Here is a 12,566-nt window from a genome sequence, read left to right on the forward strand (position 1 = left end):
TCCAAGGAGATTCCCATGGCAGCTGATTCCATCACCTTCATCGGCGGCGGCAACATGGCCCGCAGCCTGATTGCCGGCCTGATCCGGCAGGGCGTGCCGGCCGCGCACATCCACGTGGCCGAACCGGTGGCCGAACTGCGCGAAAAACTGGCTGCCGATTTCGGCGTGCAGACCCACGACAACGCGGCCGCTGCGGCGGCGCAGGGCAACACGTGGCTGCTGGCGGTGAAACCGCAGGTGCTGCGCGAGGTCTGCCAGTCACTGCAGGTGTTGGCGCAGGCACAGGAGCCGTTGGTGATCTCGATCGCCGCCGGCATCACCAGCCCGCAGCTGCAGCGCTGGTTGGGTGGCACGCTGCCGGTGGTGCGCGCGATGCCCAACACCCCGGCCCTGCTCGGCGCCGGGGTCACCGGCCTGTATGCCACGCCAGCGGTGGATGCGCAGCAGCATGCGCAGGCCGAACGCGTGCTGGCCAGCGCGGGACGCACGGTGTGGATCGACGACGAAGCGCAGATGGATTCGGTCACCGCCGTATCCGGCAGTGGCCCGGCCTATGTGTTCCTGCTGGCCGAAGCAATGGAAGCGGCCGGCATCGCACAAGGCCTGCCTGCAGAAGCGGCGCGCACGCTGGTGGTGCAGACACTGCTGGGCGCCTCGCGCATGCTGGACGAAGCCGGTGAAAGCCCAGCCGAACTGCGGCGCCGGGTGACCTCACCCAACGGCACAACCCAGGCGGCGATCGAAAGCTTCCAGGCAGGTGGGTTTGAAGCGTTGGTGGAAAAGGCACTGCGTGCCGCGCAGGTGCGTGGGCAGGAACTGTCTGCCGCCAATGATTGAAACAAGTGTGCCGACCAACGGTCGGCACCCACCGCCATCCACGCATGCGTGGATCTACGTGCCCAGCCTGGCCATGACGAAATCAACGAAACACTGCAGCCGCGGTCGGGGGCGACGGTCGGGCAGGTAGATCAGGTGCATCGGCCGTGGCTCGGGCAGATAGTCGCGCAGCAGTGGCTTCAATCGTCCCGCTGCGATTTCACCGGCAAGCAGCGCGGTCGGCTGCAGCACCAGGCCTGCGCCCGCCACGGCTGCTTCGCGGAGCGCGTAACCGTCATTGCTGGTCAACCGCGCTTCCCAATCGACCTGTTCGCCATTGGCCAGCTGCCAACCGTGACCGCCGCGCCAGGCCAGGTGGCTCAGGCAATCATGTCCTTCAAGATCGGCGGGCGTGCGCGGCGTACCACGGCGGCGCAGGTACGACGGTGATGCACACAGACTCATCGCATACGGCGGCAGCGGCCGCGCCACCAGTTCCTGCGACGGCAGCGGACCGACGCGGATGGCTGCATCGAAGCCATCCTCGATCAGGTCGATGCGGCGATTGCTCAGGTCCAGCTCGATGTTCAGCAGCGGCTGTGCCCGCAGCAGATCGCTCAACACGGGAGCCAGCATGCAGCTGCCCCAGGTGGTCGGCGCACTGACCCGCAACAGCCCGCGTGGCTGCACCTGCAGCCCGGCCACGTCCGCCTCGGCCTGCTGCACCTGTTCCAGCACCTGCCGGCAACCGGCCAGGTAGGCAGTGCCGGCTTCGGTCAGGCGTTGGCGACGGGTGTTCCGCTGCAGCAGCGCGGCGCCCAGGTGCGCTTCCAGCTGCTGGATGTACTTGCCGACCATCACCGCCGACACCTGCAGGTGGCTGGCGGCGGCGGAAAAACTACCGTGCTCGGCCACGGCGACGAAGGCCTGCATGCAGCGCAATGTATCCATTGCAAACCCATGGTTAGGAATATGCGAATCATACGCCACTTACCAAACCAACCGGTGACGGCGCAGACTGCGTCCATCCCCTCTCGCAAGGAGCTGTCATGAAGATTCTTCTCGTCGGTGCCAGCGGCACCCTCGGCCAGGCGGTGGCCCGCCACCTGGGCCAGCAGCACGACATCCTCGCTGCCGGCCGCCACAGCGGCAGCCTGCGCGTGGACCTCACCGACGACGCCAGCGTGCGCGAGCTGTTCGCGCAGACCGGCCCGGTCGATGCGGTGATCTCCACCACCGGCAAGCTGCATTTCGGCCCGTTGCAGCAGATGACACCCGAACAGTTCAACGTCGGCCTGCAGGACAAGCTGCTCGGCCAGGTACGCCTTGCACTGGCCGCGCAGCACCATCTCAACGCTGGCGGCTCGATCACCCTGACCAGCGGCATCGTCAGCGCGCAGCCGATCCGCGATGGCGCCAACGCCACCGCCGTCAACCATGCGCTGGAAGGTTTCGTGCGGGCGGCGGCGCTGGAACTGCTGCCGCGCGGGCTGCGCATCAACGTGGTCAGCCCGAACGTGCTGGTGGAATCGATGGAAGCCTACGGCCCCTACTTCCCCGGCTTCGAAGCGGTGACCGCACAGCGCGCGGCGCTGGCCTTCCAGCGCGCGGTGGAAGGCATCCAGAGCGGCGAAACCATCACCGTCTGGTAACGAGCGTGCCGACCAGGGTCGGCACCCACCAGCACGGTCAGCCCCAGCGCATCGGGCCGTCGCCGCGCTCGCCGAGCACGTCATCCGGGTTGGCCAGGCGGCAGCGCTTCAGTGACAGGCAACCGCAGCCGATGCAGCCGGTCAGCTCGTCGCGCAGCAGCTGCAGCATGTGGATGCGTTCCTCCAGCTCCACCTGCCAGCGTGCCGACAGCTTGGCCCAGTCGGCCTTGGTCGGCGCCCTCCCCTGCGGCAGGCTCTCGAACGCACGTGCCACTGCTTCCAGCGGCATGCCCACGCGTTGCGCCACACGGATCACCGCCAACCGGCGCAGTACGTCGCGGGCGTAGCGGCGCTGGTTACCCGACGTGCGCAGGCTGCTGATCAATCCCTTGCGCTCGTAAAAATGCAGCGCAGAGACGGCCACGCCGCTGCGACGGGCGACATCGCCGACGCTCATGTCCTGTGCCAGCATCGATTGACCTCAACTTTGGTTGAGGTGGCATGCTGCTACCATCGCCGCCAGATGACAAGCGCGGCCCGTCCGCCCCCGCAGGAACCCGATGCCCTCCCCCGCTGCCACGGCCGATCCGGTCGATTCCTCCATCCTGTCCGCGCGCTACCGCGCCACCACCCTGGGCATGGTCGCCCTGGTCTCCCTGCATGCCTTCGAGGCACTGGCGGTGGCCGCAGCAATGCCGACCGTGGCCGAGGCCCTGGACGGCCTGCGCTTGTATGCGTTGGCCTTCGGCGGCACCTTGGCCACCAGCGTGATCGGCATGACCCTGGCCGGCCGCTGGGCCGACCGCCACGGCCCCGCACGCCCGCTATGGTGGGGCCTGGCCTGCTTCGTGCTCGGCCTGCTGCTGGCGGGCTTCGCCCTGCGCATGGGCATGCTGGTGGCCGGACGCCTGCTGCAGGGCCTGGGCGCAGGCGCCATTTCGGTGTCGCTGTATGTGATGGTCGGCCGGACCTATCCCGAGCATCTGCGGCCGAAGGTCTTCGCCGCGTTCTCTGCCGGTTGGGTGGTGCCGTCGATGATCGGCCCCGCGCTGAGCGGCGTGATAGTGCAGCATCTTGGCTGGCGCTGGGTGTTCCTGGCGGTGCCGCTGCTGGCGATACCGGCCGGCCTGCTGCTGCGACCGGCGCTGGCGCGCATGCAGGCTGCAGCCACGGATGTTGCCGATGATGGCCGCGGCAACATCGTGCGCTGGGCCAGCGGCGCCTCCCTGGCTGCCCTGCTGCTGTATCTGGGCGGGCAACAACAGGGCGTACCTGCACTGCTGTGCATCAGCGTGGCGATGCTGGCGCTGCTGTTCTGCGTGCATCGCCTGTTGCCCGCCGGCACCCTGCGCCTGCGCCGTGGCCTGCCCAGTGTGATCGCATTGCGTGGTGTGGCCGCTGCCGCGTTCTTCGCCTGCGAGGCCTACCTGCCCCTGCTGCTGCAGCGCGAGCGTGGGCTGTCACCCAGTTGGGCCGGTGCCGTGCTGAGCCTGGGCGCGCTGGGCTGGTTCACCGGCTCGTGGCTGCAGGGTCACCAGCAGCGCGGCTGGTCGCGGCAGCAACTGCTGCGCGTGGGCACACCGCTGATGACCGTGGGCATCGGCGCGACGCTGGCGGTGCTGTTCACTGCGGTGCCACTGCCGGTCGCCCTGGTCGGCTGGACACTGACCGGCTTCGGCATGGGCATGATCTACGCCAGCCTGTCGGTGCTGACGCTGTCACTGTCACCACCACACGAACAGGGTGCGAACACCTCGGCCCTGCAGTTGAGCGAAGCATTGTCGGTGACCACCGCACTGGCGGTATCCGGCGCGCTGTTCGCACTGTTCGTGGAAAGCGCCCCGCATACCGGTTACATCCTGTGCCTGGCCATCACCCTGGGCCTGGCGGTGTTCGCCACGGTGATCGCACGTCGCGTGTAGACGCCCCGGAGAGCGTCCCGTTACGGCCTCGCCACCGTACCCACTTCATCGATGTCCTGGTGCAGGATGCGGCGCACTTCCAGCACTGCCTGCGGCGTCTCCTGCACGCTGTGGCCGGAGATGATCACCTTCTCCGACAACGCGCCCGGCAGGTGCGAGCTCCAGTACGGCACCAGCCCATCGTCGGATTTCTCCACCGGCAGTTCCGGTTTGCGCTGGGCGATGATGGAGTGGTACTTCAGGCCCGGCGTGATCGGCAGCTGCGCAGCGGCTTTCACGAACGGGTCGCTGGCCTTGAGGTTGTCGATGCTGTTGGGAATCTTCGGCTTGGCCGTGCCATCCGCCTGCTGCTCGGCCTGTGCCAGTGCCAGGAACACATCCTCGAACTTGCCGAGGATGGTCAGCGGCAGGCGCACCAGGCGGCCGATGAGGCGGCCGACCTTGTTGCCGGCGATGTCCGTGCCCTGGTGCGGGGCGGCGATGAAGATCGCACGCTCTACGTTCGGTTCGGCCTTGAAGTGCAGCAGCGGACCCAGCTTGGACTGCACCCGCTTCAGGCGTTCGCCCTTCAGGTTGTAGTTGGCGAGCAGATCGTTCCACAGCACATCGCCGGAATCGCTGACCAGCAGGCGCGCCAGCACGCCACCCATGCTGTGGCCGATGTAGACCATGTCCTTCGAGGCGCGCGTGCTGCCATTGGGGTCGAAGTGCTGCAACGTGTCGTTGAATGCGTTGGCGATCTCGTAGCGGTTCAGCGCGATCGGCGCATTGGTCGGGTAGTACACCTGCCACACCTGGAACTGCTGGCGCAGTTCGGGGTCACCCATGATCTCGTTGGCCAGGTTCACCCACGCTTCCGGGCTGCTGCCCAGGCCATGCAGCATGAAGATGATGCGGCGGTTCGGATCCCATGGCTGCATCAGGTAGATGTGCGGCTCGCCGATGCCCTCGCTCATGCCGAACAGGGTACGCAGCGACTGCGTGGCGAATCCGCTCTGCGCCAGCCACAGACCGTAGGCGGCGGTGAAGTTGCCCGCCAGCGGCACCTCTTCGCCATGCAGGGTGATGCGCTCGGTGGCCTCGGGCGAATAGCCATCCAGCAGCACCTGGCGGGTGCGCATCACGTCTTCCAGCGTGTTGCCTTCAAAACGCAGCAATGCCGTGACGTTGATCGAGGACATCTCGCTGTACTCGGGCACCGAATCATCGTGCTGGTGGCGTCGTCCGCGGCGGACGCCCTCCTCCTGCTCGTCCTTGGTGGCCTGCGCCTGTGCCGTTTCGGCCTTGGCCCCTTCCGCGGCGACGGCAGGCACCACCAGCTTCGGCGGGTCCATCACCATCACCAGCTCGGCGCCGAAACCGTCGCGGCGATAGGTGCTGCGCATGCCGACGAAGCTGACGGTACCGGCCGGCACCAGCTGCTTGGGGATGCTCTTCAATGAAAGGCGCTGGAAATCGGAAGCCAGCGTCCAGCTGCCCGCCGACACCGGCTTGGTGTAGTCCTCGCCGGCCAATGCTGCGGCACGGGCACGCGCGAACAACACCACGGCGGCCTTCTCGGCAGCATAGTTGTAGTAATCGCGTACCTGCGTCTGCCGATCCTCGAACGCGCGATCGGAGGGCGAGCGCCCGCTGTAGAAAAGATAGGCATAGCCATAGCGCGCCGCCTCCAGCCACGCATCCAGCGCCGCATCGCTCATCGGCGGTTCGTTGGCCGCCTGCTTCTTCGGCGTCAATGCCAGAGCGGCCTTCACCCACAGCTCGGACAGTGTCGACAACCGCTGTTCGACGTTGAGGTCATCGGTCATCAACAGCGTGCTGCGGCAGACCAGGAAGTCCTTCTCGCACTGCGATTCGTCCAGCCCGGCCGCACTCAGTGTCTCGCGCGAGGCGGGGCTGAGCTTGCCGGTGTTGAGCACATCGGCGCGCTTGTTGACCAGGTAATCGCTGGACGCCACCTGCTTGACGGTGACCATCGCGCAGCCGCTGCCGCCCAGCAGCAGGAAAGCAGCCAACAACGCCGGCAGCGCGCGCTGCCAGCGGAACAGGATCATCGGGGTCATTGCTGCGGGTCCTGCTCGGTGCCAGGGATGCCCTGGCGGATCACGGTGGAGAAATCATCGTCGGGTGCCATCTTCAGCGCGCGCTCGGTGATGCGGCCCTTGGCATGCAGTTCGGCGTACGGCACGCCAGGCGTGAGCGCCCCCACCTCCTGCGCGTACTCGGCCAGGTAGCCCGAGGCCAGCAACCGGTAGTCCAGCGGCAGGCGCGGGGCGATATGCCGCGCCAGGTCGAAGACAATCGTGGTGCAGTTGCTGGTCAGCGTGTTGTAGAAGCCGGGCGTGGCATCAAGCTGGCGCGCCTGGTCGATGTAGGCAGCAAACAGGGTCTTGAGCTGGTTGCGGTCCATGCCGTGCAGGCGGTACAGGTAGACATCCTCGCCGCGCGCGTTGGTGCGGGTGCGGATGATGTCGGTTTCTTCGGACGCGACCAGCGTCATCTCGAACTTGCGGAAGAAGCCGCCCAGTGCCGAGAACGATTCACCACGCTCCTTGCGGATTTCCAGCGAGAACACCAGATGGCGCCCGTCCTCGAATCCGAACGAGACCAGGGTGTGGGCGATCGCCGGGCCCATCCAGTACGACAGCACCAGGTCGGCCGAACGCAGCTGGTCCAGGTCGTAGCTGCGGCGCACCCAGCGCGCGTCGTAGTCGGTCTCGGTGCGCCAGGTGAAATCGCGCACGTTGTCCAGCACCACGTGGCGGCCATCGAAGGATTCCACGTGCAGGCGCTGCGCCACGTCATCGGCCCAGTCGCGGTCCTGGCGCGGGGCCAGCAGCAGCCACCACAGCCCCGCCAGCGCCAGAGCGCCGGCAAAGGCCGCCCACAGCCGGCGCGTGCCACGGCCGCGCGCCACCTGCCAGGCCGCCCAGGCGGCGGCCAGCAGCCACAGCATCGCCGCGGTCACGCGCAGCCAGCCTGGCCCGGGCATCTGGTAGGTCAGCAGACCGGCCACCCACAGCGCCAGCAGCACCATCACACATCCTGTCATCCATCGTCCTGCGGCTTTCACTGGCATCCTGTCGGGGTCCCGGGGCGGCATAGTTAGCCACAAGCCGCCTCACGGCGACATCTACGACGGTTCAGGCTGGCGCCGGCGGGCGCATACTGGCGTCCACCAAGGGTATACAGGGAGCGAGGATGGGCATTACCACCGTGGCCGGCGTCGCCGTGCAGGCGCAGCACCGGGCCAGCTGTCATTGCGGCACCGTCGAGCTGCTGCTGGACCTGCCCGAGGGCATCGTCGACCCGCGCCGCTGCGACTGTTCGATGTGCCGGCGCCGCGGAGCCATCGCCGCCAGCGTGGCCGAAGACGGGCTGCATATCGTGCGTGGCCAGGCCCATCTGCGCCTGTACCAGTTCAACACCCACGTGGCCGAGCACTACTTCTGCGACGTCTGTGGCATCTACACGCACCACCGCCGCCGCTCCAACCCGGACCAGTACGGCTACAACGTGGCCTGCCTGGAAGGCATCGATCCGTTCGCGCTGGGAACGATTCCGGTCAATGACGGGGTGAACCACCCCGCCGACCGCACCGGTTAGTGGCGGCTGCGCCGGGGCGGCGGCGCGACCTTCTGCCACGGGGCCATGCTGACCCGGCCGACGCGCAACGGACGCTTCAACGGCGTTCGACGCGCGGGCAGGTCCGCTGCAGGCGGCAGCGTCGCGGCGGGCAGCGCAGGGCGTGAGGGCCAGAGTCGGTCAAGCAAGCACATGGCAGGTCTCCGTGGGGACGGGGACGATCAACCCTACCGATGCCCGGGCCAAGACCGGGTGATGGCGTTGCGGCAGGATGGTGACAGCCGACGCCCCTGCCCTCAGTGCACCGGCCGCGCCCTGCCCACCCGCCGTACCAGCACGAAGAACAGCGGCACCAGCACCACCGCCAGCACCGTTCCGGAGAGCATGCCGCCGATCACGCTCATGCCGATTTCACGCCGGCTGACCGCGCCGGCGCCGGTGGCCAACGCCAGCGGGATGACGCCTGCCACGAAGGCCAGCGAGGTCATCACGATCGGCCGCAGGCGCAGGCGCGCGCCCTGCAGTGCCGCTTCCACCGCTGAACTGCCGGCGCGGTAGCGTGCTTCGGCGAACTCCACGATCAGGATCGCGTTCTTTGCCGACAATCCAATCGTGGTCAGCAATCCCACCTGGAAGTAGATGTCATTGACGAAGCCCGCAGCCGTGGTCGCCAGCACCGTACCGATCACGCCCAGCGGAATCACCAGCACCACCGCTACCGGCACCGTCCAGCTCTCGTAGAGCGCGGCCAGGCACAGGAAGATGAAGGCAATCGAAGCGGCGTACAGGTACAGCGTCTGGTTGCTGGCCAGTTGTTCCTGATAGGACAGCCCGCTCCATTGCAGATCGAAGCCGGGTTGATCGGCCACCAGCGCCTGCATGCGCTGCATCGCTTCACCCGAGCTGCGCCCGTCGGCCGCGCTGCCCTGGATCTGCATCGCCGGCAGGCCGTTGAAGCGCTGCTGAAGCTGCGGCCCACGCGCCCAGTGGCTGCTGGCAAAGCTGGCGAACGAGGCCATCTGACCGTTGCCACCGCGCACGTACCACTGACCGATGTCGTCGGGCACGCTGCGGTAAGGCTGGTCGCCCTGCATGTACACACGCTTGACCCGGCCGCGATCCAGGAAATCATTGATGTAGCTGCCACCCCAGGCGGCAGACAGCGTGGAATTGATGTCGGCCTGTGCCAGGCCCAGCGCGCTGGCCTGGGCGTGGTCGATGTCCAGCCGCAGCTCGGCCTTGTCGCCCAGCCCGTTCAATCGCACGGAGGTCAGTCCGTCGTCTTCGCCGGCCGCGCGTACCACCTGCTCCTGCGCGGCCTGCAACGCTACGCGTCCGGCCGCGCTGGTGTCCTGCAGCCACAGTTCGAAACCGCTGGACTGCCCGAGGCCGCGCACTGCCGGCGGCGCCAGCACGTTGACCTTGGCATCGGGCAGCTTGCGGAAATAGGCATTGGCGCGCGCGATGATCGCCGCTGCGGTGTTGTCGCCCTTGCGCTCGTCCCAGGGCTTGAGTGCCAGGAAGCCCTGCCCAGCATTCTGGCCGGTACCGGCGTTGTTGCGACCGACCACCACGAACACCACGTCCAGGTTCTGCTTCTCGTGCTCCATGAAGTAACGGCTGATCTGCTCGCCCAGCGCCTCGGTGCGCGCCATCGGCGTGCCTTCCGGCGTGGAGAACTGGAAGGTCACCTGGCCCTGGTCCTCCACCGGCAGGAAGCCGGTGGGCATGCGCGCGTACAAGGCAATCATGGCGATCACCAGCAGCAGGTAGAACGCCATCCAGCGCCGCGGACGTGACACCACGCCACCGAGCTTGCCCTGGTAGGCCGACTGGCTGCGTTCGACGCCACGGTTGAACGCGGCGAAGAAGCGCCCCGGTGGCTTCTGCGCCGACGAGGCCTTGAGCAGGGTCGCGCACAGCGCCGGTGTCAGGGTCAGCGCGACCAGCGCCGACAACGCCATGGCCGATGCAATCGTGATCGAGAACTGCCGGTAGATGATGCCGGTGGAGCCACCGAACAGCGCCATCGGCAGGAACACCGCACCGAGCACCACGGTGATGCCGATCAGCGCACCGGTAATCTCGCCCATCGACTTCTCGGTTGCCTCGCGTGGCGGCAGATGCTCTTCGTGGATGATGCGTTCCACGTTCTCCACCACCACGATCGCGTCATCGACCAGCAGGCCGATGGCCAGCACCATCGCAAACAGCGTCAGGGTGTTGATGGTGAAACCGGCCACCGCGAGGACGCCGAAGGTACCCAGCAGCACCACCGGCACCGTGATCGCAGGAATCAGGGTGGCGCGCAGGTTCTGCAGGAACAGGAACATCACCACCACGACCAGTACGATCGCCTCGATCAGGGTGTGGATGACCCCTTCGATGGAGACCCGTACGAACGGCGTGCTGTCGCGTGGATAGGCCACCTGCAGCCCGGGCGGGAACGTAGGCCGCAGCCGTTCAAGCTCGGCGCGTACCGCATCGGCAGTGGCCAGCGCGTTGGCGCCGGAGGCCAGGGTCACCGAGAAACCCGCAGCCGGATAGCCGTTGAGGAAGCTGCTGGTCTGGTAATTCTCCGCGCCGATCTCGACCCGCGCCACGTCGCCCAGGTGCACCGCCGCGCCGCTGGGCAGCGTGCGCAGGATGATCGCGCGGAACTGTTCCGGAGTCTGCAGGCGCGACTGCGCGGTGACGGTGGCATTGAGGCTCTGCGTCGCACTGGACGGCAACGCCCCCAGCTCGCCGGCAGTGACCTGGGTGTTCTGTGCCTGGATCGCGCTGCGCACATCCGACGGCATCAGGTCGTAGGCACGCAGCTTGTGCGGATCCAGCCACACCCGCATCGCATAGGCCGAACCGAACACATTGATCTCGCCGACGCCGGCAATGCGGCTGATCGGGTCCTGCACGTTGCTGACCAGGAAATCGGAAACGTCCACCCGCTCCATGCGCCGGCTGGTGTCGTACAGCGAAACCACCATCAGCGAGTCGCCCTGCGACTTGGCCACGGTCACGCCCTGCTGCTGCACTTCCTGCGGCAGGCGGTTGATGGCCTGGTTTACGCTGTTCTGCACCTGTACCTGGGCGATATCGGGGTTGGCGCTCTGGTCGAAGGTGACCGTGATCCGCGCCTGTCCCGAAGACGAACTGGTGGAGGAAAAATACAGCAGGTGGTCGATGCCCTTGATCTGCTGTTCGATCACCTGGGTGACGCTGTCTTCCACCGTCTGTGCAGACGCGCCGGTGTAGTTGGCGGTGATGTTGACCTGCGGCGGTGCGATGTCCGGGTACTGCTCGACCGGCAGCTGGGTCACCGCAATCGTGCCGAACGCCATGATGCAGATCGCCAGTACCCAGGCGAATACAGGGCGGTGGATGAAGAAGCGCGGCAGCATGCGCTCAGTCCTTTCCGGCCGGCGCAGCCACGGGCGCCGTCTTCATCCGCACCAGCATGCCGTCGGCAAGGCCCTGCGCCCCCGCCACCACCACCTGCTCGCCAGCGCTGATGCCATCAAGCACCAGCCACTGGTTGCCGACCGCGCGGGCGGTGCGGAAGGTGCGCAGCCGCGCCTTGCCCTCCTTGTCGACCAGCCACGCCTGCGCCTCGCCCTTGGCACTGCGGTCCACCGCCGACTGCGGTACCAGCAGCGCCTGCTGCTGCGTGCCCTGGCCCACCTGCGCACGCACGTACATGCCCGGCAGCAGTTGCCCATCAGGATTGGGGAACTGCGCGCGCAGGGTGATGCTGCCGGTCTCCTGCTGCACATCGATGTCGGCAAATTCCAGCGTGCCCGGCAGCGGGTAGTCGGTGCCATCGGACAGGCGCAGCCGCACCGGCGCGATGTTGGCCTGCACGCCCCCCTCGGCAATGGCGCGACGCAGCGCCAGGTACTCGTTGCTGGACTGGGTGATGTCCACGTTCATCGGGTCGACCTGCTGGATCCGCGCCAGCGGATCGGCCTGGGCGGATGTCACCAGCGCCCCCGGGGTGAACAGCGCACGCCCGATGCGACCGGCAATCGGTGCGGTGACCGTGGCAAAACCCAGCCGCGTACTGGCGGTATCGCGCGCTGCCTGCGCAGCCTGCACGGCCGCAGCCGCCTGCTGGCCACTGGCGATGGCATCGTCCACGTCCTGGCGCGCGGCCAGCTGGTCCTTGCCCAGCGCCTGCATCCGCTGCGCCCGCAGGCGAGCGGTCACGGCGGCCGCTTCGGCGGTCCTGAGGTTGGCCTGCGCCTCGTTCAGGGCGGCCTGGTACAGCGCCGGCTCGATCTGGAACAGGGGCTGCCCGGCCTTCACCAGCTGCCCCTGCTCGAACAGGCGCTTCACCAGCACCCCGTCCACCTGCGGGCGTACATCCGATTCCTGCGAGGCAATGGTGCGTCCCGGCAGTTCCTGCTGCAGCGCCAGCGTCTGGTTCTGCAGCGTCAGCACGGTCACTTCCGGCGTCGCCTTGCCTGGTTTGGGTGCGTCCTTGCCGCAGCCGGCCAGCAGGGTAGCCAGGGCAAGCACCAGCAGCGGCCGGCGCCAGCCCGCGGCAGGCAGGGAGAAGTACGGAAGGGTCATCGGCAGCAGGTTCCACGCGCGG

Annotated in this window: 10 protein-coding genes; 4 read left to right on the plus strand and 6 right to left on the minus strand. The window is 67.5% G+C overall.

The annotated features are described in order from the left end of the window. Positions 1 to 15 precede the first annotated feature (15 nt). A complete protein-coding gene (gene proC / locus ABIA73_RS17935; RefSeq protein WP_059063283.1) occupies positions 16 to 837 on the plus strand; it encodes a pyrroline-5-carboxylate reductase in 822 nt (273 codons plus the stop codon). 54 nt (positions 838 to 891) lie between these two features. On the opposite strand, the gene ABIA73_RS17940 is transcribed toward proC, so the two are convergent. Continuing rightward, positions 892 to 1,767 carry a LysR family transcriptional regulator gene (locus tag ABIA73_RS17940; protein WP_354276101.1) on the minus strand — a complete coding sequence of 292 codons (876 nt, stop codon included), beginning with the start codon at positions 1,765 to 1,767 and terminating at the stop codon, positions 892 to 894. 98 nt (positions 1,768 to 1,865) lie between these two features. Here ABIA73_RS17940 and ABIA73_RS17945 point away from each other — a divergent pair, with 98 nt between their 5' ends. Next, positions 1,866 to 2,468 carry a short chain dehydrogenase gene (locus tag ABIA73_RS17945; protein WP_025874043.1) on the plus strand — a complete coding sequence of 201 codons (603 nt, stop codon included), beginning with the start codon at positions 1,866 to 1,868 and terminating at the stop codon, positions 2,466 to 2,468. A gap of 37 nt (positions 2,469 to 2,505) precedes the next feature. On the opposite strand, the gene soxR is transcribed toward ABIA73_RS17945, so the two are convergent. Next, the gene (gene soxR, locus ABIA73_RS17950) at positions 2,506 to 2,940 is read right to left on the minus strand and encodes a redox-sensitive transcriptional activator SoxR (RefSeq protein WP_032951587.1); all 435 of its coding nucleotides are present in this window, start codon (positions 2,938 to 2,940) and stop codon (positions 2,506 to 2,508) included. An 88-nt stretch (positions 2,941 to 3,028) separates the two neighbouring features. On the opposite strand from soxR, the gene ABIA73_RS17955 reads away from it, so the two are divergent. Continuing rightward, positions 3,029 to 4,390 (plus strand): MFS transporter, encoded by a 1,362-nt coding sequence (locus tag ABIA73_RS17955; RefSeq protein WP_059063279.1) that lies wholly within the window; start codon positions 3,029 to 3,031, stop codon positions 4,388 to 4,390. A 20-nt stretch (positions 4,391 to 4,410) separates the two neighbouring features. Here ABIA73_RS17955 and ABIA73_RS17960 read toward each other — a convergent pair whose 3' ends face one another. Both ABIA73_RS17960 and ABIA73_RS17965 read right to left on the minus strand, forming a co-directional pair. Next, on the minus strand, positions 4,411 to 6,453 hold the full coding sequence (locus ABIA73_RS17960) for an esterase/lipase family protein (RefSeq protein ID WP_059063277.1): 2,043 nt from the start codon (positions 6,451 to 6,453) through the stop codon (positions 4,411 to 4,413). Beyond that, positions 6,450 to 7,427, minus strand: a complete 978-nt coding sequence (locus ABIA73_RS17965) for an Lnb N-terminal periplasmic domain-containing protein (RefSeq protein ID WP_059063275.1) — start codon at positions 7,425 to 7,427, stop codon at positions 6,450 to 6,452. Before ABIA73_RS17965 ends, ABIA73_RS17960 begins: the two co-directional genes overlap by 4 nt. Before the next feature lie 164 nt (positions 7,428 to 7,591). Between ABIA73_RS17965 and ABIA73_RS17970 the strand changes: the two genes are divergently transcribed. Next, positions 7,592 to 7,996, plus strand: coding sequence for a GFA family protein (locus ABIA73_RS17970; protein WP_032977314.1), 405 nt, complete (start codon positions 7,592 to 7,594; stop codon positions 7,994 to 7,996). A 275-nt stretch (positions 7,997 to 8,271) separates the two neighbouring features. Here the strand turns inward: ABIA73_RS17970 and ABIA73_RS17975 are convergent, their stop codons facing one another. After that, positions 8,272 to 11,373: an efflux RND transporter permease subunit gene (locus tag ABIA73_RS17975; RefSeq protein WP_354276102.1), complete on the minus strand. Its 3,102-nt coding sequence runs from the start codon at positions 11,371 to 11,373 to the stop codon at positions 8,272 to 8,274. Positions 11,374 to 11,377: 4 nt separating this feature from the next. Then, positions 11,378 to 12,544, minus strand: a complete 1,167-nt coding sequence (locus ABIA73_RS17980) for an efflux RND transporter periplasmic adaptor subunit (RefSeq protein WP_318533503.1) — start codon at positions 12,542 to 12,544, stop codon at positions 11,378 to 11,380. Between the last annotated feature and the right edge of the window lie 22 nt (positions 12,545 to 12,566).

It is taken from the genome of Stenotrophomonas sp. 2694, from assembly GCF_040548715.1.
GTDB lineage: Bacteria > Pseudomonadota > Gammaproteobacteria > Xanthomonadales > Xanthomonadaceae > Stenotrophomonas > Stenotrophomonas indicatrix.

Bases quoted from the DNA above. Each gene is read 5' to 3' on its own strand.
- ABIA73_RS17970 (WP_032977314.1), top strand. From the start codon at position 7,592: ATGGGCATTACCACCGTGGCCGGCGTCGCCGTGCAGGCGCAGCACCGG.
- ABIA73_RS17965 (WP_059063275.1), bottom strand. From the start codon at position 7,427: ATGGTGCTGCTGGCGCTGTGGGTGGCCGGTCTGCTGACCTACCAGATG.
- ABIA73_RS17975 (WP_354276102.1), bottom strand. From the start codon at position 11,373: ATGCTGCCGCGCTTCTTCATCCACCGCCCTGTATTCGCCTGGGTACTG.
- ABIA73_RS17980 (WP_318533503.1), bottom strand. From the start codon at position 12,544: ATGACCCTTCCGTACTTCTCCCTGCCTGCCGCGGGCTGGCGCCGGCCG.
- ABIA73_RS17945 (WP_025874043.1), top strand. From the start codon at position 1,866: ATGAAGATTCTTCTCGTCGGTGCCAGCGGCACCCTCGGCCAGGCGGTG.
- ABIA73_RS17960 (WP_059063277.1), bottom strand. From the start codon at position 6,453: ATGACCCCGATGATCCTGTTCCGCTGGCAGCGCGCGCTGCCGGCGTTG.
- soxR (WP_032951587.1), bottom strand. From the start codon at position 2,940: ATGCTGGCACAGGACATGAGCGTCGGCGATGTCGCCCGTCGCAGCGGC.
- proC (WP_059063283.1), top strand. From the start codon at position 16: ATGGCAGCTGATTCCATCACCTTCATCGGCGGCGGCAACATGGCCCGC.
- ABIA73_RS17955 (WP_059063279.1), top strand. From the start codon at position 3,029: ATGCCCTCCCCCGCTGCCACGGCCGATCCGGTCGATTCCTCCATCCTG.
- ABIA73_RS17940 (WP_354276101.1), bottom strand. From the start codon at position 1,767: ATGGATACATTGCGCTGCATGCAGGCCTTCGTCGCCGTGGCCGAGCAC.